The organism is Acidovorax sp. SRI_002 (genome assembly GCF_057586455.1).
The window spans coordinates 61,067-81,634 of the sequence record NZ_JBYCZW010000009.1 but is presented as its reverse complement, the minus strand read 5'-3'; the positions used below and the strand labels follow the sequence as shown (position 1 = coordinate 81,634).

General features: G+C 65.6%; 17 protein-coding genes. 10 read left to right on the top strand and 7 right to left on the bottom strand.

Features of this window, described 5'->3' with window-relative positions:
• The first annotated feature begins 11 nt into the window (after positions 1-11).
• The 3 genes from AC2YJX_RS22745 (at position 12) to AC2YJX_RS22735 (ending at position 5,403) form a co-directional block, all read left to right on the top strand.
• Positions 12-2,216: a cyanophycin synthetase gene (locus AC2YJX_RS22745; protein ID WP_055395949.1), complete on the top strand. Its 2,205-nt coding sequence runs from the start codon at positions 12-14 to the stop codon at positions 2,214-2,216.
• Positions 2,217-2,314: 98 nt separating this feature from the next.
• Complete coding sequence (cphA, locus tag AC2YJX_RS22740) at positions 2,315-4,894, top strand: cyanophycin synthetase (protein WP_306553340.1); 2,580 nt, start codon at positions 2,315-2,317, stop codon at positions 4,892-4,894.
• Positions 4,894-5,403 carry a CreA family protein gene (locus AC2YJX_RS22735; protein WP_055395945.1) on the top strand — a complete coding sequence of 170 codons (510 nt, stop codon included), beginning with the start codon at positions 4,894-4,896 and terminating at the stop codon, positions 5,401-5,403. The genes cphA and AC2YJX_RS22735 overlap by 1 nt, the downstream gene beginning before the upstream one ends.
• 123 nt (positions 5,404-5,526) lie before the next feature.
• Here the strand turns inward: AC2YJX_RS22735 and AC2YJX_RS22730 are convergent, their stop codons facing one another.
• Entirely contained in the window at positions 5,527-6,177 is a 651-nt protein-coding gene (locus AC2YJX_RS22730) for a DsbA family oxidoreductase (protein ID WP_055395943.1), read from the bottom strand.
• Between the two features lie 194 nt (positions 6,178-6,371).
• Here AC2YJX_RS22730 and AC2YJX_RS22725 point away from each other — a divergent pair, with 194 nt between their 5' ends.
• Positions 6,372-8,120: a hypothetical protein gene (locus AC2YJX_RS22725; protein ID WP_487257355.1), complete on the top strand. Its 1,749-nt coding sequence runs from the start codon at positions 6,372-6,374 to the stop codon at positions 8,118-8,120.
• 78 nt (positions 8,121-8,198) lie between these two features.
• On the opposite strand, the gene AC2YJX_RS22720 is transcribed toward AC2YJX_RS22725, so the two are convergent.
• Positions 8,199-9,722: an AMP-binding protein gene (locus AC2YJX_RS22720; protein ID WP_055395938.1), complete on the bottom strand. Its 1,524-nt coding sequence runs from the start codon at positions 9,720-9,722 to the stop codon at positions 8,199-8,201.
• A 294-nt stretch (positions 9,723-10,016) separates the two neighbouring features.
• Here AC2YJX_RS22720 and AC2YJX_RS22715 point away from each other — a divergent pair, with 294 nt between their 5' ends.
• The 3 genes from AC2YJX_RS22715 (at position 10,017) to AC2YJX_RS22705 (ending at position 13,397) form a co-directional block, all read left to right on the top strand.
• Positions 10,017-11,027: a YcjF family protein gene (locus AC2YJX_RS22715; protein WP_487257354.1), complete on the top strand. Its 1,011-nt coding sequence runs from the start codon at positions 10,017-10,019 to the stop codon at positions 11,025-11,027.
• A gap of 199 nt (positions 11,028-11,226) precedes the next feature.
• On the top strand, positions 11,227-12,537 hold the full coding sequence (locus AC2YJX_RS22710) for an SPOR domain-containing protein (protein ID WP_487257353.1): 1,311 nt from the start codon (positions 11,227-11,229) through the stop codon (positions 12,535-12,537).
• A gap of 107 nt (positions 12,538-12,644) precedes the next feature.
• A complete protein-coding gene (locus tag AC2YJX_RS22705) occupies positions 12,645-13,397 on the top strand; it encodes an SGNH/GDSL hydrolase family protein (protein ID WP_487257352.1) in 753 nt (250 codons plus the stop codon).
• Positions 13,398-13,422: 25 nt separating this feature from the next.
• Here AC2YJX_RS22705 and AC2YJX_RS22700 read toward each other — a convergent pair whose 3' ends face one another.
• Both AC2YJX_RS22700 and AC2YJX_RS22695 read right to left on the bottom strand, forming a co-directional pair.
• Positions 13,423-14,199 carry an alpha/beta fold hydrolase gene (locus AC2YJX_RS22700; RefSeq protein ID WP_487257351.1) on the bottom strand — a complete coding sequence of 259 codons (777 nt, stop codon included), beginning with the start codon at positions 14,197-14,199 and terminating at the stop codon, positions 13,423-13,425.
• Between the two features lie 13 nt (positions 14,200-14,212).
• Positions 14,213-15,223 (bottom strand): M14 family zinc carboxypeptidase, encoded by a 1,011-nt coding sequence (locus AC2YJX_RS22695; RefSeq protein ID WP_121421154.1) that lies wholly within the window; start codon positions 15,221-15,223, stop codon positions 14,213-14,215.
• A gap of 181 nt (positions 15,224-15,404) precedes the next feature.
• Between AC2YJX_RS22695 and AC2YJX_RS22690 the strand changes: the two genes are divergently transcribed.
• From AC2YJX_RS22690 to AC2YJX_RS22680, 3 genes are all read left to right on the top strand, one after another.
• Positions 15,405-15,536, top strand: coding sequence for a hypothetical protein (locus tag AC2YJX_RS22690; RefSeq protein WP_255354175.1), 132 nt, complete (start codon positions 15,405-15,407; stop codon positions 15,534-15,536).
• The gene (locus tag AC2YJX_RS22685; protein ID WP_176887027.1) at positions 15,508-15,669 is read left to right on the top strand and encodes a hypothetical protein; all 162 of its coding nucleotides are present in this window, start codon (positions 15,508-15,510) and stop codon (positions 15,667-15,669) included. The genes AC2YJX_RS22690 and AC2YJX_RS22685 overlap by 29 nt, the downstream gene beginning before the upstream one ends.
• Positions 15,670-15,925: 256 nt before the next feature.
• The gene (locus AC2YJX_RS22680) at positions 15,926-16,399 is read left to right on the top strand and encodes an HU family DNA-binding protein (RefSeq protein WP_121508565.1); all 474 of its coding nucleotides are present in this window, start codon (positions 15,926-15,928) and stop codon (positions 16,397-16,399) included.
• Positions 16,400-16,539: 140 nt separating this feature from the next.
• Here AC2YJX_RS22680 and AC2YJX_RS22675 read toward each other — a convergent pair whose 3' ends face one another.
• The 3 genes from AC2YJX_RS22675 to AC2YJX_RS22665 all read right to left on the bottom strand — a co-directional run bounded on the left by AC2YJX_RS22675 (position 16,540) and on the right by AC2YJX_RS22665 (position 20,556).
• Positions 16,540-18,339: a feruloyl-CoA synthase gene (locus tag AC2YJX_RS22675; RefSeq protein ID WP_487257350.1), complete on the bottom strand. Its 1,800-nt coding sequence runs from the start codon at positions 18,337-18,339 to the stop codon at positions 16,540-16,542.
• 271 nt (positions 18,340-18,610) lie between these two features.
• Positions 18,611-19,552: a 3-hydroxyacyl-CoA dehydrogenase NAD-binding domain-containing protein gene (locus tag AC2YJX_RS22670; RefSeq protein WP_487257349.1), complete on the bottom strand. Its 942-nt coding sequence runs from the start codon at positions 19,550-19,552 to the stop codon at positions 18,611-18,613.
• 11 nt (positions 19,553-19,563) lie between these two features.
• Positions 19,564-20,556: a Bug family tripartite tricarboxylate transporter substrate binding protein gene (locus AC2YJX_RS22665; RefSeq protein WP_487257348.1), complete on the bottom strand. Its 993-nt coding sequence runs from the start codon at positions 20,554-20,556 to the stop codon at positions 19,564-19,566.
• Positions 20,557-20,568 lie beyond the last annotated feature (12 nt).

Genomic DNA, 20,568 nt, shown 5'->3' with positions numbered 1-20,568 from the left:
CGCTGCAATCCATGGCGAAACTCAACGACATCCAACTGCTTCGCATCAACTACCTGCGCGGCCCCAATATCTGGACCTACCGGCCTGTACTGGAAGTCTGGCTGGACCTGGGCGAGCTGGAGGACTACCCCTCCAACCTGCTGCCCGGTTTCAACGACCGACTTACCGCCTGGCTGCCCGCACTGATCGAACACCACTGCGGCGTGGGCGAACGCGGTGGGTTCCTGCAGCGCCTGCAGGAAGGCACTTGGTGCGGCCATGTGTTGGAGCACATCGTGATCGAGTTGCTCAACCTGTCGGGCATGCCCACCGGTTTTGGCCAGACCCGCAGCACCAGCCAGCGTGGCGTATACCGCATGGTGTTCCGGGCGCGCGACGAAAGCGTGGCGCGCGTGGCGCTGGCCCAAGGCCACGCGCTCATCATGGCCGCCATCAACGATGAGCCGTTTGACGTGGCTGCCGCCGTGGCCCGTGTGCGCACCGAGGTGGACGACCAGTACCTTGGCCCCAGCACCGCCTGCATCGTCACAGCCGCCACCGACCGGGGCATCCCGCACATCCGCCTGAACGACGGCAATCTGGTGCAACTGGGCTATGGCGCCAGCCAGCGCCGCATCTGGACGGCTGAGACCGAGTTCACCAGCGCCATCGCCGAAGGCATCGCCAGCGACAAGGACCTGACCAAGAGCCTGCTCAAGTCCTGCGGCGTGCCCATCCCCGAGGGCCAGGTGGTCAACAGCCCCGAGGAAGCCTGGGAAGCCGCCCAGGACATCGGCCTGCCTGTGGTGGTCAAGCCCTCTGACGGCAACCACGGCCGGGGTGTGACGTTGGATCTGCACAAGCAGGCAGACATCGAGGCCGCCTACCACGTGGCCTACCCCGAGGGCAGCGACGTCATGGTCGAGAGCTTCATCCCCGGCGACGAGCACCGCCTGCTGGTGGTGGGCGGCAAAGTGGTCGCAGCGGCACGTGGTGAAGTGGTCACCATCACCGGCAACGGCCGCTCCACCGTCAAGGAGCTGATCGACACCCAGCTCAACTCCGACCCGCGCCGTGGCTACGAAGAAGAGTACCCGCTCGAAATCATCGACCTGGCCACTGACACCAAGGTGCAACTCGAACTCAAGCGCCAGGACCTGGGCGCCGACTCGGTGCCCGCCGCTGGCCGCCAGGTGGTGGTGCAGCGCAACGGCAACGTGGCCGTGGACTGCACGGACGACGTGCACCCCGAGGTGGCCTACATCGCCCAGTTGGCGGCTAAGGTGGTGGGGCTGGACATCGCCGGCATCGACTTGGTGGCCAAGGACATCTCCAAACCCCTGCACGCCCAGGGCGGTGCCATTGTCGAAGTGAACGCAGGCCCTGGCCTGCTGATGCACCTGAAGCCCGCCGTGGGTGCACCGCGCCCTGTGGGCCAGGCCATTGCAGAGCATCTGTTCCCGTCGGAAGACGATGCGGGCCAGGCAGGCCGCATTCCGCTGGTGGGCGTGGCGGGCACGCGTGGCACGTCAACCATCGCGCGGGTCGTGGCCTGGCTGCTGCACCTGAGCGGCCACCACACGGGCCTGGCCTGTCGCGAAGGGCTGTTCCTGGACCGCCGCTGCGTCGAATCGACCGATTGCGCGCACTGGGAGGCCGCCCACCGCCTGCTGATGAACAAGACCGTGCAGGCCGCCGTGATCGAAAGCGACGCGCGCACCATCCTGCGCGACGGCCTGGCCTACGACCGCTGCCAGGTGGGTGTGGTCACCGACATGGACGGCGTGGAAACGCTGGCCGAATTCGACGTGCACGAACAGGACCAGATGACCAAGGTGATGCGCACCCAGGTGGACGTGGTGCTGTCGGAAGGCGCAGCGGTGCTCAACGCTGCCATCCCGCAAGTGGCCGACCTGGCGCCGCTGTCGGACGGTGCCGTGGTGCTGTATGCCCAGGACGCCACCCTGCCCGTGATCGTGGAACACCGCGCCAAGGACAACGGCCGCGCCGTGGTGGTGAAGAACGGCCGCGTGGTGCTGGCCACGGGCAGTGCAGAACATGTGCTCGGTTCGCTGGCAGACCTGACCTTTGGCCGCAATGCCGTGGCGCCCGACACCGACGCCCTGCTGGCTGCCATCGGCACGGCCTGGGCGCTGAACATTGCCCCTGACCTCATCGGCGCTGGCATCAAGACCTTTGAGCCCGAACTGGTCCCCACCACCGCACTGCGGTCGTGATGGCACCTCGCGCATTAGCTTTAGTTTGTTGTTTGACCTCGCATCCCACGACCTGAACAGGGCCTCAGCGCCCTGATGGACCACTGAAAGAGACTTCCATGGATGTATCCCGCACCCGGGCCCTGCGTGGCCCCAACCTCTGGAGCCGCCACATGGCCATCGAGGCCGTGGTGACCTGCGCCGAAAACGAGCGCGCCGTGGGCCAGATGGCCGGGTTCGAAGCCCGCCTGCGGGCCCTGTTTCCCGCCATCGGCGCGCTGCACCCCGAAACCGGGGGCGGCGATGTCTCGCTGGCCCATGTGCTGCAGACTGCCGCCCTGGCATTGCAGGCGCAGGCAGGTTGCCCTGTCACCTTTGCGCGCACCACCGCCACCACCGATGCGGGTGTGTACCAGGTGGTCGTGGAATACAGCGAAGAGGCCGTGGGCCGCAAAGCCTTTGAGTATGCGCAGCAACTCATCAAGGCAGCGCAAGGCGAAGGCAATTTTGATGCCGACACCGTGATTGCCGAGCTGCGCGAACTCGACGAAGACGAGCGCCTGGGCCCCAGCACCGGCTCCATCGTGGACGCCGCCGTGGCGCGCGGCATCCCCTACCGCCGCCTCACGCGTGGCAGCCTGGTGCAGTTTGGCTGGGGCTCCAAGCAGCGCCGTATCCAGGCGGCCGAGGTCGACTCGACCAGCGCCGTGGCTGAGTCCATCGGCCAGGACAAGGACCTGACCAAACGCCTGCTGCATGCGGCCGGTGTGCCCGTGCCGCTGGGCAAGCCGGTCGAAAGCGTGGACGAAGCCTGGGAAGTGGCCCTCAAGGTCGGCCTGCCCGTGGTGGTCAAGCCACAGGATGGCAACCAGGGCAAGGGTGTGACGGTCAACATCACTGACCGCGCCCAGCTCGAAGAAGCCTACAAGAACGCCGCCGAATACGGCACCGTGATGGTCGAGCGCTTTTTGCCGGGCCATGACTTCCGCCTGCTGGTGGTCGGCGACCAACTGGTGGCCGCTGCACGCCGCGAGCCGCCCCAGGTGCTGGGCGACGGCCAGCACACGGTGCGTGAGCTGGTCAACCAGGTCAACCTCGACCCACGCCGGGGCGAGGGGCATGCCACCTCGCTCACCAAGATCCGGCTCGACGACATTGCCGTGGCCCGCCTGGCCATGCAAGACCTGACGCCCGACTCGGTGCCCGCCAAGGGCCAGCGCGTCGTCCTGCGCAACAACGCCAACCTCTCTACGGGTGGCACCGCCACCGACGTGACTGATGATGTGCACCCCGAGGTTGCCGCACGCGCTGTGGCCGCCGCCCAGATGGTGGGCCTGCACATCTGCGGCGTGGACATGGTGGCCGAGACCGTGCTGCGCCCGCTCGAAGAGCAAGGCGGCGGCTTTGTGGAAGTGAACGCCGCCCCCGGCCTGCGCATGCATCTCGCGCCCAGCTACGGCAAGCCCCGCAACGTGGGTCAGGCCATGGTGGACAAGCTCTACGCCCATGGCGACGATGGGCGCATCCCGGTGGTGGCCGTCACCGGCACCAACGGCAAGACCACCACGGCCCGCCTCATCGCCCACCTGTTCACCGCCCAGGGCCTGCGCGTGGGCATGACCAACACCGACGGCGTGTACGTGAACGGCCGCCAGATCGATAGCGGCGACTGCAGCGGCCCAAAAAGCGCGCGCAACGTGCTGCTGCACCCCGAGGTGGATGCAGCCGTGTTCGAGACCGCCCGTGGCGGCATCCTGCGCGAAGGCCTGGGGTTTGACCGCTGCCAGGTGGCCGTGGTGACCAACATCGGCGCGGGCGACCACCTGGGCCTGAACTACATCACCACGGTGGAAGACCTGGCCGTACTCAAGCGCGTGATCGTGCAGAACGTGGCCACCACAGGCTACGGCGTGCTCAACGCGGCCGACCCCATCGTGGCCGCCATGGCGCCCGCCTGCCCTGGCAAGATCATCTTCTTTGCGAGCGACCGCCACCATCCCGTGATGGCCACGCACCGCGCTCAGGGCCACCGCACGGTGTATGTGGATGGCGACTCCATCGTGGCTTCGGAAGGCTCGTGGCGCGAGACCATCCACCTGCGCGACGTACCCATCACACGCAACGGCAAGATCGGTTTTCAGGTCGAGAACGTCATGGCGGCCGTGGCCGCCGCCTGGGGCGTGGGCATGCCCTGGCAGACCATCCGCCGGGGCCTGTCAGGCTTTGTGAACGACAGCGACAACGCGCCCGGCCGCTTCAACATCATGGACTACCGGGGCGCCACCGTGATTGCCGACTACGGCCACAACCCCGACGCCATGCGCGCCCTGGTAGGCGCCGTGGACGCCCTGCCCGCCAAGCGCCGCAGCGTGGTGATCAGCGGCGCGGGCGACCGCCGCGACGAAGATATCCGCGACCAGACCGTGATCCTGGGCGCCGCATTTGACGACGTGATCCTGTACCAGGACGCTGCCCAGCGCGGCCGTGCCGATGGCGAGGTGATGGCCCTGCTGCGCGAAGGCCTGGCAGGCGCATCACGCACCACACACGTCGAAGAGATTCGCGGTGAGTTCATCGCCATTGACGCCGCCCTGGCGCGCCTGCAGCCCGGCGACCTGTGCCTGGTACTGGTGGACCAGGTCGAAGAAGCCCTCGCCCACCTGGCCCAGCGCTGCACCGAAGCCGGGGCCGCTGCGTGATGGCCCTCAAGCAAACGGCCACCTCGGCGCTGCTGGCCCTGGCCGCAGCAACCGCCTGGGTGGGCGCAGCTGGCACAGCGCAGGCAGCGCCTGGCGAAAAAATCGGCACGGTGGACACCGCCTTCCAATGGATCGGCCGCGACCACGACATCCTCGTGGAAGCCTATGACGACCCCGGCGTACTGGGCGTGACCTGCTACGTCTCGCGCGCCCGCGTGGGCGGCATCAAGGGCACCCTGGGCCTGGCCGAAGACCGCGCCGAAGCCTCGATTGCCTGCCGCCAAGTGGGGCCTATCAGCTTCCCCGAGCCGCTCAAGAAGCAGGAAGAGGTGTTCAGCGAACGCATGTCCATCCTGTTCAAGCGCCTGCGCATCGTGCGCATGGTCGACCCGGCCCGCAACACGCTGGTCTACCTCACCTACTCCGAAAAACTCATCGACGGCTCGCCGCAGAACAGCGTGACCGCCGTGCCGGTGGACCGGGCCATGGCCATCCCGCTGCGCAAATAAGCGGGCAAGGCCGTACACAACAGAAAACAGAAAGGGGCCATGGCCCCTTTCTGTTTTTTATATAAAACCAGCTCCTAGCGCTTATCCATCAAGCGCCAGCAGCTATCAAAACAATAGTATTCATCAAGCCTGGCTGGCAATCTGCCGCAGCGCCTGCTCAAACACCTCCACCGGCTGACCACCTTGAATCAGGTGGCGCTCGTTGATGATGATGGCGGGCACCGAGTGGATGCCATTTTGCAAATACAACTGCTCACGCTCGCGCACCTCTTCGGCAAAACGGTCAGACGCCAATAGTTCACGCGCCTCGTCCACATTCAGCCCGACCTCACCCGCCACGCGCACCAGCACTTCGTGGTTGCTCGGGTCTTGCCCATCGGTGAAATAGGCTTTGAACAGCGCATGTTTGAGTGGCGGCTGCAAGCCCTTCTCTTCGGCCCAGTGCAGCAGGCGGTGCGCGTCAAAAGTGTTGTAGACGCGACTGCGTTTGCCTTTACCAAAGGTGAACCCCAAGTCCGCACCACGCGCGGCAATGGCCTCGCGGTTGCGTTCGAGCTGCTCGGGCGTGGAGCCATACTTTTCCTGCAGATGCTCGTTGATGTCCTGGCCCTCGGGGCCCATCTGCGGGTTCAGCTCGAAAGGCTGAAAGTGCATGTCAAGGGCCACTTCGCCCTTCAGGCGATCGGCCGCCTGCTCCAGCGCCTTGAGGCCGATGATGCACCAGGGGCAGGAGACATCGGAGACGAAATCGATCTTGAGGGTTTTGGTAGTCATGGCAAGCTCAAAAAATCAGAGCTGGATGGTAGACCAATGCATTGGCCTTCGCAGGAGGGCGCTTTTGTGCCCCTGAAGCGCCCGCTTCCTGCCCCAGTGTTCTCTAGTGTGGCGTTGCACGCTAGCGCAGAACGCCAGGCTTCAGTCCTCCTCGTTTCTGCCGATATCCGTCAGACAGCTATGAAATATCCTGAATGAGTGCGATCAGCCTCTCCCCTCTTTCCACAAGCTGGAGCCCGTCAGGAAATTCCGCCCCAGCATCGGTGACGGCCTCTGCGCAGGCCTCTTCACGCATGCAGATAGCGAGCGACGTATCGCCGGACGTGACCCGCAACAGCGTCACAAACTTCACTCCATCTGCCATCCCGGAAGCCGTGCCTTCGACGATGGGTGACACCCGGTTTCTGCACGTTACCCAGTGGCCCTTGGCGATGGAGTCGATCGACGTCACCTACGAAGCAATCGCCCCATCGCAGACCAGCAGCCGGCAAATGCAGGTATGGGAGCAGACACCAACGACCGCTGTGGATCAGATCATCGGCCGAAACGCGAGCGCCACGACGGAAAAGGCGCGGTTTGCCGGTTTGGGGTCCGCCCTGATAGAGCAGGCCGCCCGCACCGGCTCGAGCTACCGTCAGACGGTGGTGAACCTGGGTGCAGTGAGTTCGCCCGACAAAATTCAAGGCAAGGCTACTGGCGCTATGTGGGGCATTCAATCCAGCCCCAGCGCCAGTGCGACATTTGCCATCACCACTCAATCTGGCGCCACGGTGCGGATCTCCATAGCCGACCAGCGGGAGCAACGCGCCACAGGCTCTGGCATCGCTGTGCAGATCGAGGTGGATGGCAACCTTACGCAGCAGGAAAAGGACGCACTCCAATCTCTGGCAGAAGGTTTCGATCTTGCTATCGAGGGCTTGACGGCTGAATCCCCTGTGCTGCGGCTGGACGGTCTGCTGAAGTTCGATAGCAAGCTCTTCACCAAGCTGGAATTCAAGGTGGATATCTATGGGGTGGACCAGTATGGCGTCCGCATCCTGAAGCTCGGTGCCAACATCAGCGCAGACGCCAAAACCCGCGAGATTGAACTCAAGAGCCCTGAAGGCACCGTAAGAATGAAAACCGATTTGCGGCAGCCCGCGCTATGGGGCACCGCAGACCAGAAGGCCTACGCCGTGCGACAGTACCTCAGCCGCATCGACAAGGCAGCAGAGCGCGGGCATGCAGACAGCGGCTTGGTTGACCTGTTCAAGTCCAGCTTCGCCGCCCTGAACGGCGGCTATGAATCGGCAAACTCCCCTGGGAGGTCAGGCAGCGCCAGTATCAGCATTGGCGACCCGGTCGATCTGACGCGCGACGCCAACGCCTTCAGTGAAGGCGACAAGAGCCTGCTCACCGGCCTGGCGGACTTTGATGCATCGATTACCGCCACCCGCCGTGCGTCCAATCCGCGCCGCACCATAGAGGTTGACACCTTCGAATACACACTCAAACAGTCCACTCAGATCTCCGGCTCATCCCCCAGCAACCGCGGCTTCACCCAGACCCAGTCCGCCAAGCTTTCTGCTGCCTATCACCAATCGCTGCACTCAAGAGCAGCACCAAAGTTGACATCAGACTCTGCAACCCAGAACTATTCCTACGAAAAGGTGGAAGACAGCAGCAGCACGCAGGTAGAGCTAGGCTACGAGAAGGATGAGCCTGTGCGCGCACTGATCACGCAGGCCGCCTCGCAATCGCTGCACGTCCTCAAGGTGGAAAACAACAAGATCACCGAGAACACGGCAGAGCCAGCTCATGTGCAGTCAAAGCAGACAGATTTGCTGCCCTTGCTGAAGCAATTGAAACGGCAGCAGGATGCGAACCAGTTGACGGATGACGAGAAACAAAAGCAGCTGCAGGAATGGGGCGGAATGGTGCTGGGAAGCTTGGTCACGGATTAGCACCTCTGAAAAATTTCGTTGACGCAGCGCCCGTGCGTTCTCTGCTGCGCAAACTGACAAAGACGCCGAGCACCCGCTCTAACCCGTTCGATCCGCCGAGAGCATCTCTCGAAGTGCTGTCTTTGGCACTTTGCCATAGCTGTTCTTGGGCAAAGCCTGCACAAAGCGGTACAGCCGAGGGCGCTTGAAACGGGCTATATGGGCCAGGCACAGCGCGTCCAGTGCATCCGGGCTCACGCCCTCCTCCGCCACCACAAAGGCCACAGGCACCTCGCCCCATTCCACATCGCGCTGCCCCACCACGGCCACCTCGCGCACCTGGGGGTGCAGCAGAAGCACCTCCTCCACCTCGCGCGGGTAGATGTTGGAGCCGCCGGAGATGATCACGTCCTTGGAGCGGTCCTTGAGGGTGAGGAAACCATCGGCATCCAGCGCGCCCATGTCGCCGGTGTAGAGCCAGCCATCGCGCAGCGTCTGCGCCGTGGCTTCGGGGTTGTTCCAGTAGCCGGGCATGACGGTGTCGCCGCGCACCACCACCTCCCCGGTCTCGCCTGTGGGCATCGGCTGGCCTGAGGCATCCACCACACGCACCTCCACCATCGACTGCGCCACGCCCACCGATACCATGCGCTCGGCCCAGCGCGGGTGGTTGCGGTCGGCCAGCTGGGCGCGCGACAGGGCGGTGATCGTCATGGGGCTTTCGCCCTGGCCGTAGATCTGCACGAAGCGGTTGCCGATCACGGCCAGCGCGTTGCGCAGGTCGTCGGCATACATGGGACCGCCACCGTAGACGATGGTCTTGAAGCCGCTCACATCGGCACCCGTGGCGCGCACATGGTCCACCAGGCGGTGCACCATGGTGGGCGCAGCAAACAACGTGAGCTGGCCCACGCTGGCCGCAAGCTGCACCAGCTCCGCAGGCTCGAAGCCACCCGACAGCGGCACCACATGCCGCCCGCCGCGCAGCACCTGGGCGTAGTTGTAGAGGCCAGCGCCGTGCGACATGGGCGCGGCGTAGACCATGGCGTCGCCGGGCAGCACATCGTCTACGTCGGTGAAGTAGCAGGCCGTCATGGCCAGCAGATTGCGGTGGGTCTGCATCACCCCCTTCGGGCGGCCAGTGGTGCCGGAGGTGTAGAAGAGCGAGGCGACATCCTCGGGTGCACGGTCGCAAACGTCCATGGGCGCGTGCGTGACGGCGGCGCGGTACGCTTCGGAGCCGAACACCAGCAGACCGGCATCCGCCGCCCCGGCCTCGCGCGCGGCCGGTGCCAACGCCTGCGATGCCAGCACCACACGCGCGCCGGAGTCGGCCAGCACGTAGGCCAGTTCTTTGGCATGCAGCTTGTAGTTGACCGGCAGCGACACGGCCCCGGCCCACACGATGGCGTGCAGGGCCTCCAGGTACTCGGGCGCATTGGCGGCGTAGATGGCCACTCGGTCACCGGGGGCCACGCCGCATTGCGTGTGCAGATAGGCGGCCAAGGCGGCAGCGCGTGCGCCCAGGTCGCCGTAGGACCACAGCACGTCACTCCCCTGGAGTACAGCGGGCTGGTGGGCATGCAGCAAAGCACTGCGGCGCAGCAGGTGGGCGATGTTCATAGTGTGCACTCCACAACAACGGGATTTTTCAGGGTCAGCCGCCTCCACAGCCGTGGAGACCTGTTGGCACTGCAGGCACTGTAGGCACGCCGGGCGCTGGCGCACAGTCGCCAAAATACCCAAGGGATAACCCGGCCCGCCCCCGAAACACCCAGTTACCACGCGCGCCCAAATCCCCACAGGCTGTGGCGTTGAAACCCCGTTGCCTAGACTGCATCTGATCCCATGCGCGCGGCCAGCCCACCCAGGCGAGCGCACCACCGTTTTTACCCAACGCCTTGCAGGCAACACCCCATGAACCTGGACCAGCAAAAATCCATTCTCACCATCGCCCTCCTGGCCGCGTTTGCGGACGGCAACAAGGACGACGCCGAGCGCGAAGAGATCCGCCGCATTGCCCAGTCGCTCGCGGGCGACGCAGGCATGGCGGACCTTCCACGCATCTACCAGGACGTGCTGCTCCGGCGCACCAGCGTGCAGGCGGCGGTGCAGGCCTTGAGCGACCCCATGCACCGCCAGCTGGCCTACGAGATGGCCGTGTGTGTGTGCGACGTGGATGGCCGCCAGACGGCGGCAGAACGCGAGTTTCTGAGCAGCCTGAAGGCGGCGCTGCAGCTGGGCGCACCGCAGACCGACGCGTTTGACCGGGAAGCCGATGCGATCGTGGATGTGGCCGAAAAGGCCGTGCCTTTATCCGTGCCTTTATCCGTGCCTGTGTCCGCGCCCATCGCGATCCCAGTGGCAGCAGCCGCCGCAACGGCAACAGCCGCCGCAGCCCCCAGCAGTGCTTTGGATGCTGAGCTGGACAAATCCATCCTCAACTACGCGCTGCTCAACGGTGCACTGGAGCTGCTGCCGCAGTCCTGGGCGTCAATGGCCATCATCCCCATGCAGGTGAAGATGGTGTACGGCATTGGCAAGGCCCATGGCGTAGAGCTGGACCAGGGCCACATCAAGGAGTTCATCGCCGCTGCGGGCGTGGGCATGACGTCCCAGTACCTGGAGCAGTTTGGCCGCAAGCTGCTCGGCGGCTTGCTGGGCAAAGCGGCGGGCCGGACCATCGGCGGGCTGGGCAGCGCCGCCACCGGCATGGCGTTTTCGTTTGCCACCACCTACGCGCTGGGGCAGGTGGCCAAGCGCTACTACGCCGGGGGTCGGGTCATGAGCACGGCCATGCTGCGCGATACCTTCCAGAACCTGCTGGGCCCCGCCAAGCAGATGCAGTCGCAGTACCTGCCGCAGATCCAGCAAAAGGCCGCCACGCTGGACGCGGGGAAGATCATGGCGATGGTGCGCGGTGCCTGACACGTCACAGCCACTGCGGCAAACGCTATATTATTAATAGCTACTAGCGCTTAACAGATCAGCGCCAGAGGCCATTTTTAATCAAAGTCCAGTGGCGAGGCCCGCGTGGGCCAAACGCAATCAGGCCAGAGCGTTGCGCCCGCGCTGACCCGCGCGCAAACCAGGTGGCGCAAACATCGGCCCATGACAGAATCGGCCCATGCTCGACCACACGGACCCTGTCGCCTCCATCATCCCGGCCATGTCGCTCGACTCACCGTCCGACAACGCCATGACGGCGCTGTCCCGGCTGGCGCTGGGGCCCGTGAACACGGCCTACTACATGGCCGTTTTCGAGCGCTTTGACAACACGGGCCGCACCACCACCACCTGGAACTGGGTGGCCTGCCTGGCCACGCTCAACTGGATGCTGTTCCGGCAGTTGTGGACCCCCGCGCTGGTCTACCTGGCGGCGGCCGAAGGGCTGGCGCTCATCGTGTATGGCATCGGCCGGACCTTCCTGCAATGGCCGCCGGGCGTGGAACTGGGCGTGCTGGGCGCCTTTGCAATGCTGGCCTTTGCGGTGCCGGGCCTGTATGGCAACGCCATCCTGTATGCCGACATCCGCAAACGGGTGGCCCGCGCGCTGGCGGCCTCACGCACGCTGCCCGAGGCCTGTGTGCTGCTGGAGAAGCAGGCCAGCTCACGCAAGCGGCTGCAGGCACTGGTGCTGGCCAACCTGGTGCTGGTGGCCGCAGCCGCGCTGGCATACCTGGTATGGGCTCCTTCAGACACCAAGCCGCTGGCCCTGGAGCCCGCCGTAACGGTGGCGCAAGCCACGGCGGCGGCGTCCCGGCCCAGCGCAGCGGCTTCTGCACCAGCCGCTGCCATTACGGCGGCGCCTTCACCAGCACCAGCGCCAGCACCCGTACCTGTTCCGGTTCCTGCACAAGAGCCCCCTACCCCCGCCCTTCCCGCCACCACCGCCTCGGCTCCTGACCCAGCGAAACCGGCAGCGGCCCCAGCAACCCCAGCGCCAAAGGCCGCAGCAACAGCCAGCACGCCAGCGCGATCCTCTGAGGCCAACCGCCCCGCTCCGGCTACGCTCTCTGCAGCCTCCACGGTGTCCAAAACGCCCTCTTCAGCGCCCGCCACGGCAGCCCCCAAGCCCTCTGCAAAGACGACGCCCCCCGCCGAGCCCGCCAGCCACGCGGCCTCTGCAGCCAAGGCCAAAACGCCCAAAGCCTCCGCTTCGGCCGCTGCGCCAGCATCCTCAGCCCCTCTCCCCACCGTGGGCACGGCGGCGGGCTACTACATCAACGTGGGCCTGTTTGCCGACGAGGCCAATGCCCGCAAGGCCCAGGCTCGCTTGCTCAACGAAGGGCTACCCGCCTTTCGTCAGGAGCTGAACAACGCCAAGGGCCGCCGCATCCGCGTGCGCGTGGGGCCCTATGAAAGCCGGGCGAAGGCAGAGGCTGCGGCCGCGTCGATCCGGGCGATGGCGCTGGAAGCTGTGGTTTTCAAGCAGTAGCCGCCTGCGGCGGCGCGTCCGTCCTACTCGCTCCGTTGCCCGCCACCGACGCATCCGGCCCCTGCCTGCCGGTAGGCTGCAGCAAGGTTCTACTCTTGCTCCAGCCCATGAAACACGCCGTCCGTACCCGCCCCGCATCCTCGCGCCGCATGGTGACCCTGGTGGCCATTGCCACAGGCGCACTCTTGCTCACCGCCTGCGCGCCCTGGCGCATGTGGACCGCCGCAGACCTGGCCCGCGAGGCCCAGCCCTACACTGCGCAACCGGATCAACCCGTGCGGCGGGTTTTGGTGGTGGGCGACAGCACGGCCGTGGGCACGGGGGCCAATGACCCGCTCGACAGTCTGCCCGGGCGCATTGGCCAGGACCACCCGAAGTGGCACATCGACAACCTGGCCGCCAACGGTGCACGCTACGCCGACGTGGCCGCCCAACTGGATCGGGCGTCTGCGGGCTACGACCTGGTGCTGGTGCTCGCGGGTGGCAACGACGTGATCCGGTTGACAGCGCTGGATACCCTGCGCCCCCAGATCGAGCAGGTGGTAACCCTTGCACAACAAAAGGGCCAGCACGTGGTGCTGATGCCGTGTGGGAACGTGGGGCATGCGCCGTTTTTCATCCCCCCGGTTTCGTGGGTGATGTCGCACCGCTCTGAGGACCTGCACGCCATCGTCAAAGACGTCGCAGCCACGCGCCAGGCGCGCTATGTGCGCCTGCTCAAGCCACGCCATGAAGACCCGTTCGTGGCCCGTAGCAAGGCACTGAACGCCGCCGACGGCCTGCACCCCAGCAGCGCTGGCTACGAGGAGTGGTACCGCGAACTGGTGGCCCAGGGCGGGCTTGCCGGTCTGGGGGAGTGAACGCCAGCGCGGGGTTTGCGCCACCTCACGGCGAGCCCTCCATCCAGGACCGCACCTGCCCAATAACCCACTGCGCGTCATCCAGCGGCAGGTCATGTCCGGCCGACGGATGCATGCGCAGCGGCACCCCCCACGCCCGTGCAATGGCCTGCGAACACTGGCAAGACACCAGCCCGTCGTTCTGGCTGGCCAACAGCAGGATGCGGGGGCTGTCTGAGACCGGCACCAGGGGCGTTGCAACAGGCGCCGTGTAGCGCGCTGCAGCCACCAACTGGCGCAGGGCGTTGGATGCCGACACCGGCCGCTGCCTGCGCAGGGCCACCCAATCGTCTACCACCGCCCCCCTGGCGTGGGCAAGGTTGCTGGTCATTCGCAGCACGGTCTGTTCAATGGTGAGCGGGCTGCTCCAAGGCGTGGCGCAGCGCAGCACCTGCAGATAACTGGCTGGCCGCAGCCGTTGGTAGAAGGGGCTGAAGGGCCGCAGGCTGGTGTTGATCAACACACAGCCCACCAGCTCCTCCGGCGCCACCCGCGCCCACTCGGTCGCCACCATGGCGCCCAGCGACATGGCCAGCACCCGAAAAGGTGGCCGCACACCTTGCGCGGCCAGCTCGGCGCGGCAGCTATCCACCATGCCCCGCACCGTGGCGGGCGACACGGCCCGGTGCAGCAGGCCATTGCCAGGCAAGTCTTGCACCACAACGCGGGCACCCGGCAGGGCGTGCTCGAACGCTTCGACAAATGAGCCCCAGTGCGCGGCCTCGCGCGTGAGACCTCTGAGCAGAATCCATGGATGGTGCATGGTGGACACCTCTTCAGTACCACGCGGCCAGGGCATCCGCCCTGCGCTGCGCCCGCGCTTCGGGAGCTGGCACCCAGCGCTCGTGGCTACAGGCCGCGCGGGCCAGAAAATCGAGCAGTGACAGATGGCGCCGCAGCACCCGCTGCTGGCGGTGGTTGATGAGCGGGTTGAAGATGCCGTTGCGCGAAAACAGCTGGCGCGGGTTCTTCTTGATCCACAGCCACGACCCCATCTCCAGCGTGAGCGGCAGGAAGGTGTGTGTGGGCGCCTCGCGGCAGGCCTGCAGGTACAGGTGGTCCCACAGGTCGCCGTGCGCCAGGTACTGGGCGCTTTGCGGCTCGATGACGTACTGGTGGTGGCTGTGGGCCTGCAGAAAGATCTCCTGCAGCGCATGCAACTCGGCCAGGTGCGCAATGGGCTTGCGCGTGTGGGCAAACGGAAACCACAGGCGGTCACGCACGCCAAACCCCGAATGGCAGTCAATGGCCATGCTGAACGGCCGCGCCAGCAACTCCTGGGCCACCACCTCGCACAGCGCCTGGCTTTCTGCCTCCATGGCATCGCCCGCGCGCCCCCGGTACCAAGGCAGCCCCGCGCTGATGCGTTGCCCGCCGATCCAGGGCGGCACGCGATCCGTGGCATCGACCGGGGCATTGCGCATGAGGTCCACCCCGCGCGGGTTGGCGCGCGTGGCGGCCCACATGCCACCCGGGTTGACCACCGGCATGAAAACCAGGCGCATCTGCTCCAGCTGGCGGTGCAGCGTGGTGTCCCACTGCAGCCGCATGACCACGTTCTGCAAGTAGGCGATGACCACCTCGGCGCCGATGCGCTCCAGCCCATGCACGCCTCCGAAAAAGCCGATGGCAGGCACGTCCAGCGACGGGTTGCCCACGCCGATGGCATGGATCGGAAAGCTGTGGCCCGACGCCAGCTGCACCTGCCGAACCACCTGCACCTGCAGATGGGGTGCCCCCAGCTCGATGATTTTTTCGAGCGCCAGCAACTCGGGCAGCGTGTTCATGGTGGATGGCGATGGCGGCGTGGGGCCGTGCAGCAAGGCGATAGGCAGCAAGCATAGCCCCGGCCCGCACGCGCCAACAGCGCCATGACGCCTCTGTGTGAATTCGGCGAAACGACTCGGAACTGTCACACAAGCGCGTTAACTTGCCCGCAGACACAACCCTTCGAAGAGGCACACGATCATGCTCTGGAGATTGCTCGGACTGCAGCGGCTGCTGGATGAACTCTTCGATGCCCCGGGCTGGCCCAGCTTCGATTTGCCCAGTCCCGACGGATGGACCCACTATGAAGACGCAGCCGCAGCGCAGGACTGAGGTGCACCGCATCGCCCTGCTGTGCGGCACCCTCGGTTGTGCGCTGGCCTGGGGTCTGGTGGAGTTGCTGGCGCTGCAGCGCCAGCGCTACCACCAGTGGCGCCAACGCCACGAGACCCCTGCGCACCGCTGACGCAGCAGCAAGACGGACACATGCGTGCATGCATGTATGCGAGCGCGTGATCGCACGCAGCACGCACGGCCTTCAGCAGACGCCAACTGCGCACGGCCCCTCACCCGCAGCGTCTTTCTACAGCCCTTCTCAGAAGCCTCTAATGCTGGCGGGTCTTCGTTTTTGCACGGTATGCCGCAGTCGCACCTAAAATTGCGCACCTTCCCTTCATTGGGGGGAGGCATATTGCAACTCTGAACAAAGAAGAATCACCATCATGGCAACTGCAAAAAAGACTCCAGCGCCCGCGAAGAAGGCCGTCAAGGCGGCAGCACCTGCTGCTGCAAAGAAGGCGGCACCTGCCGCCAAGAAGGCTGCAGCCCCCGCAGCGAAGAAGGCCGCCGCACCAGTGGCCAAGCCTGTGGCTGCAGGCATCAAGCCGATCAAGACCGCCTTCAACAAGACCACGCTGATCGCCCACCTGGCCGATCAGGCTGGTGTGGAACCCAAGGCCACCAAGGCCGTGCTGGCCGCACTCGAAGCCACCATCCTGGGTTCGGTGCACAAGAAGGGCTCCGGCGAATTCACGCTGCCCGGCCTCATGAAAATCGGCCTGCAGCAAATCCCCGCCAAGAAGAAGCGCTTCGGCAAAGACCCCTTCACCGGTGAAGAGCGCTGGTTCCCCGCCAAGCCTGCAGCCGTGAAGATCAAGACCCGCGCGCTGAAGAAGCTCAAGGACGCCACGGTCTGATCTCAGCCGTTGCGAAGGGCGTGACGGGGTGATGCCCCATCATTCCTTCTCCGCAAGAAAAGGACCCGTTGCCCAAGGCAGCGGGTCCTTTTTTACGGGTGGATTCGAAAAGCCGCAGAAGGCGCTGCCACGGCACCCCGTCAGATTGAGATCACGTTGGGGGCAGCAGGGCTGGCATGCAGCAGCTCGACCTGTGCAGCACGGCGCGAGAGCACAGCGCCCTGGTTGATGTAGCCCTTGTCGGTGATTTCTCCAGCATCGGGGTCGGGCGGCGCCGCCATCACCAGTGCACGCGCGGGGCACTGCGATGAACCCGCGCCAGCAGTGCGGCGGGCCTGCATGACACCGCGCAGGGCGTCGTCCAGCCGCGCGCGGTCCGCTGCACCGGCGGCAGAGGGAAACACCAGCATGCCCACTTCGTCCCGGTTGTGGCCCGTAAGCACGATGTCCTGCACCAGGGGGGCCAACTCGGACACCAGTTCCACCCGCAGCGTGCCCACCGACACCCAGCTCCCGCTGGAGAGCTTGAAATCCTCGGCCACCCGGCCGTTGAAGACCACGCCACACTCCGGCCGCACAGGGTCCACCAGGTATCCCGCGTCACCGATGCGGTAGAAGCCATCGCTGTCAAACGCGGCGGCCGTCTCGGAGGGTGCATTGCGGTAGCCCGGAAACACCGATACACCCTTGACCCGCATTTCGAGCTTGCTGCCGTTGGGCACCAGCTTGAGTTCAAGCCCGGGCAACGGCGCACCGATACAGCCAGCGCCCTCCATGCGCCAGTGGGCGCTGGTCACTGCGGGCGATGTCTCCGTGGAGCCCCAGGACGTGGTCAGCCACAGCGGCGACGCGGGCCGCACGCGTGCTGCCACGGCCTCCAGCCGCTGCCAGGTGGAAGGGGCCAGCGCTGCCGCGGCATAGAACGCCAGGCGCATGCGCGAGAGGATTTCAGCGGCCAGCGCGGCGTCTGCCTCCAGAAACGGCAACAGCATGTCGAAACCACGCGGAACATTGAAGAGCATCGTCGGCTTCACATCGCGCAGGTTGCGCACCGTCTTCTCGATAAGCCCTGGCACGGGCCGCCCTTCATCGATGTAGAGCGCGCCCCCATGGCACAGCACCATGTTGAGGTTGTGGTTGCCGCCAAAGGTGTGGCTCCACGGCAGCCAGTCCACCAGCACAGGCTTTTCGTGGGCCAGGAACCGCCAGGTCTGGGCCATCATCTGCTGGTTGGCGCACAGCATGCGGTGGGTGTTGATGACCACCTTGGGATGGCCCGTGGAGCCCGACGTCAGCAGGTACTTGGCAGGGTCGTCGGGCTGGAGTGCCTCAAACGCCTGCGACACGGCCGGGCTTTCCACGCCCGCGAGCAGTTGAGCAAAAGGCAAGGCGCCAGGCACGGCCTCGGCATGGCGACTGAAGACCTTGACGGCATCGGACGCGTACCCCGCCAGGGCGGGCGCGTAGACCGAGGCGTCCGATGCATAAACCAGCGAAGGCTCCAGCACCGCAAGCATGCTGTGCAGGCGGCCCGGGTCTCGGGATCGTGCATAGGCGCTCGACAAGGAACAGGGCGTGATGCCCACATGCATCGCCGCCAGCATGAGCACCGCGTGGTCCACCGCGTTGTCGGAAAGAATGGCGATGGGGCGGCCCGCCGGCAGCTTCAGGTCCAGCAATGACTGCGCAACGGCGCCCACGGCCTGGCGCAGCTCGCCATAGGTCAGGGTGCGCCAGTGCTCGGCCGTCTCGTCACGCTCCGCCAAGGCCAGCGCGTGGGGTGTCTCGCGCGCCCACTGCTCCACCCATTCACCGATGCAGCGCGCATACGCGCCCAGCGCCACAGGGGAACGCAATACGAACGAGCCGTCGTCCTGATGGACCAACACCGTGGCGGGCGGTGCGATTTGGTTTTCATCGCCAAGAAATTCGGGGTGCATGGTGTGGGTGATCTCTCGTATTCTTGGGGCAGCAACAAAAATGGGCAACACAGCGCTAACCAGCGGCGCGGCGGTGCGCAGCACCACTGCTGGAAGCGCTTGGTTGAACCCGTCGAATAAACCCATGCGGCAGGACCGCACGGTGCAATAGCGGATTCAGACCGGCGAACAAAACTCAGCGAAGCGGTTCTGGCCGGGCGCTGCGTCGCAGGCAGTACGGGTAGTACGGCAAGACGCGGCAACAACGCCAGAAGGGTTCTGTTAGCCGCTCTCAGTCCAGGACGCGGGCGTCTTGCTTGGCACGCAGAAGGTCTACCAGCAAGGCGTCGCGTGCAGCCACCAGCTCCGCACTGGTTCTCCCTCCAAGCGCCTGCGTAACGCCGTCAGCGACACGGCTTTGCAGCGCTGGCGTCATCTGCGGAGCCCCCAGGTCCTGCCACCAGTCTTCGATGGGGCCGCCGAGGTGCGCGAGCAAATGGGCGATTCCACCTTCGCCGCCGGAAAGGTGCAAGTTCATGAAAGGCCCCATCAGCGCCCAGCGCAGCCCCGGGCCATGGGCAATGGCGGTGTCGATGTCGCTCACACTGGCAACCCCCTCGTGGACCAGATGAAACGCCTCCCGCCACAGCGCCGCCTGCAGGCGGTTGGCAATGTGCCCCTTGATTTCGCGCCGAACATGGATGGGGCGCTTACCGATGGCGGTGTAGAAATCCATCGCGGTAGTGATCGCCTGGGCCGATGTCTTTTCGCCTCCTCCCACCTCCACCAGCGGGATCATGTGCGGGGGGTTGAACGGATGGCCCAGCACCACGCGCTCCGGGTGTTTGCACTGGGCCTGCATGGCCGTAACAGACAGCCCTGAAGAGCTGGAAGCCAGGATGGCATGCGACGGGGCGGCTTCGTCTATGCGGCGCAGCAGATCCACCTTGAAGTCCAGCCGCTCCGGCCCGTTTTCCTGCACGAAGTCCGCCTGCCCCACAGCGTCCTCCAGCCGAGCATGAAAGTGCAGCCTTGCCGTGCTGGCGCCCGGCGCAAGCCCTTGCCGTTGGAGCACCGGCCAGTGCTGTGCCACGGCATCGTGCAGGCGCTGCTCGGCCCCCGGAGAAGGATCTGTGGCATCCACGTCCAGCCCGCGGGCGAGAAAGTACGCAGCCCAGCTTGCACCAATGACGCCAGTGGCGACCACCGCCACCCGGTTCACGGAAACATCCATGTCCGTGCCCTTCAGGACTCGGCCGTGAAGCCGATCTTCTTGACCAGAGGCCCCCAGCGATCTGCCTCCGCCTGTTGCGATGCGGCCATCTCTGCGGCGGTGGAGCCCTTGGCAATCAGGCCCACCACAGCCAGGCTGTCGATCACCGACTTTTCCTTGATCGCCGTGTTGATGGCAGCGTTGGCGGCTGCAACCACGCTGGCCGGTGTCTTGGCGGGTGCGTAGAAGCCAAACCATTCCTCGGTCGTCAGCTCGGGGAAGCCCTGCTCCGCAAAGGTGGGCACCTCGGGCGAAAACGGCGAACGCGCCTGGCCAGAGGTGGCGATCAACCGCAGCTTGCCCGCCTTGTGGTTGGGAATGAAGTCGCCGCTGGGCGTCACCATGGAGGCAATCTGCCCACCCACCACATCGGTCACACCGGGAATGGATCCCCGGTAGGGCACATGCTTGAGGTCCACGCCGTTGTTCAGCCCCAGCAGCGCACCGATGAAATGGGGGGTGGAGCCCGCCGCTGGCGAGCCGTAGTTGGCCTGCCCCGGGTTCGCCTTGGCCCAGGCCAGGAAGTCTTTCACGTTCTTCACCGAGGCTGGCACCAGCGGCCCCACGGCCAGCCCATGGTGCATAACGGCGGCGATGGACACCGGCACGAAGTCTTTCGTGGGGTCGTAACTGAGTTTGCTGTAGATGTGCGGATAGATGGACGTGCAGGAAAACGGCGACAGCGTGAGCACGCTGCCATCGGTGGGGGCGCCCTTGAGCGCCTCCAGCGCAATGCGCCCGCCGGCACCGGGCTTGTTCTCCACCACGGCGGCATTGCGGGTATAGGACGAACCCGCCAGCTTCTCACCCACCCGGCGCGCCACGCTGTCACCCGCGCTGCCCGCCGGGAAACCGTAGAAAATCTTCACCTGCTCCAGCGTCTGGGCCATCGCGCTCCAGGGAGTCAGTGCCCCCAGCGCGGTTGCATAGCCCAGGTGGTTCATGAATTGGCGGCGTGTCTGCATCATCTGTCTCCT

What these genes read in the sequence shown, in the direction of transcription:
- AC2YJX_RS22745 (WP_055395949.1), top strand. Translation starts at nt 12, where the DNA reads ATGGCGAAACTCAACGACATCCAACTGCTTCGCATCAACTACCTGCGC.
- cphA (WP_306553340.1), top strand. Translation starts at nt 2,315, where the DNA reads ATGGATGTATCCCGCACCCGGGCCCTGCGTGGCCCCAACCTCTGGAGC.
- AC2YJX_RS22690 (WP_255354175.1), top strand. Translation starts at nt 15,405, where the DNA reads ATGCTCTGGAGATTGCTCGGACTGCAGCGGCTGCTGGATGAACTCTTC.
- AC2YJX_RS22685 (WP_176887027.1), top strand. Translation starts at nt 15,508, where the DNA reads ATGAAGACGCAGCCGCAGCGCAGGACTGAGGTGCACCGCATCGCCCTG.
- AC2YJX_RS22720 (WP_055395938.1), bottom strand. Translation starts at nt 9,722, where the DNA reads ATGAACATCGCCCACCTGCTGCGCCGCAGTGCTTTGCTGCATGCCCAC.
- AC2YJX_RS22700 (WP_487257351.1), bottom strand. Translation starts at nt 14,199, where the DNA reads ATGCACCATCCATGGATTCTGCTCAGAGGTCTCACGCGCGAGGCCGCG.
- AC2YJX_RS22670 (WP_487257349.1), bottom strand. Translation starts at nt 19,552, where the DNA reads ATGGATGTTTCCGTGAACCGGGTGGCGGTGGTCGCCACTGGCGTCATT.
- AC2YJX_RS22725 (WP_487257355.1), top strand. Translation starts at nt 6,372, where the DNA reads ATGAGTGCGATCAGCCTCTCCCCTCTTTCCACAAGCTGGAGCCCGTCA.
- AC2YJX_RS22675 (WP_487257350.1), bottom strand. Translation starts at nt 18,339, where the DNA reads ATGCACCCCGAATTTCTTGGCGATGAAAACCAAATCGCACCGCCCGCC.
- AC2YJX_RS22665 (WP_487257348.1), bottom strand. Translation starts at nt 20,556, where the DNA reads ATGCAGACACGCCGCCAATTCATGAACCACCTGGGCTATGCAACCGCG.
- AC2YJX_RS22705 (WP_487257352.1), top strand. Translation starts at nt 12,645, where the DNA reads ATGAAACACGCCGTCCGTACCCGCCCCGCATCCTCGCGCCGCATGGTG.
- AC2YJX_RS22715 (WP_487257354.1), top strand. Translation starts at nt 10,017, where the DNA reads ATGAACCTGGACCAGCAAAAATCCATTCTCACCATCGCCCTCCTGGCC.
- AC2YJX_RS22680 (WP_121508565.1), top strand. Translation starts at nt 15,926, where the DNA reads ATGGCAACTGCAAAAAAGACTCCAGCGCCCGCGAAGAAGGCCGTCAAG.
- AC2YJX_RS22730 (WP_055395943.1), bottom strand. Translation starts at nt 6,177, where the DNA reads ATGACTACCAAAACCCTCAAGATCGATTTCGTCTCCGATGTCTCCTGC.
- AC2YJX_RS22695 (WP_121421154.1), bottom strand. Translation starts at nt 15,223, where the DNA reads ATGAACACGCTGCCCGAGTTGCTGGCGCTCGAAAAAATCATCGAGCTG.
- AC2YJX_RS22710 (WP_487257353.1), top strand. Translation starts at nt 11,227, where the DNA reads ATGCTCGACCACACGGACCCTGTCGCCTCCATCATCCCGGCCATGTCG.
- AC2YJX_RS22735 (WP_055395945.1), top strand. Translation starts at nt 4,894, where the DNA reads ATGGCCCTCAAGCAAACGGCCACCTCGGCGCTGCTGGCCCTGGCCGCA.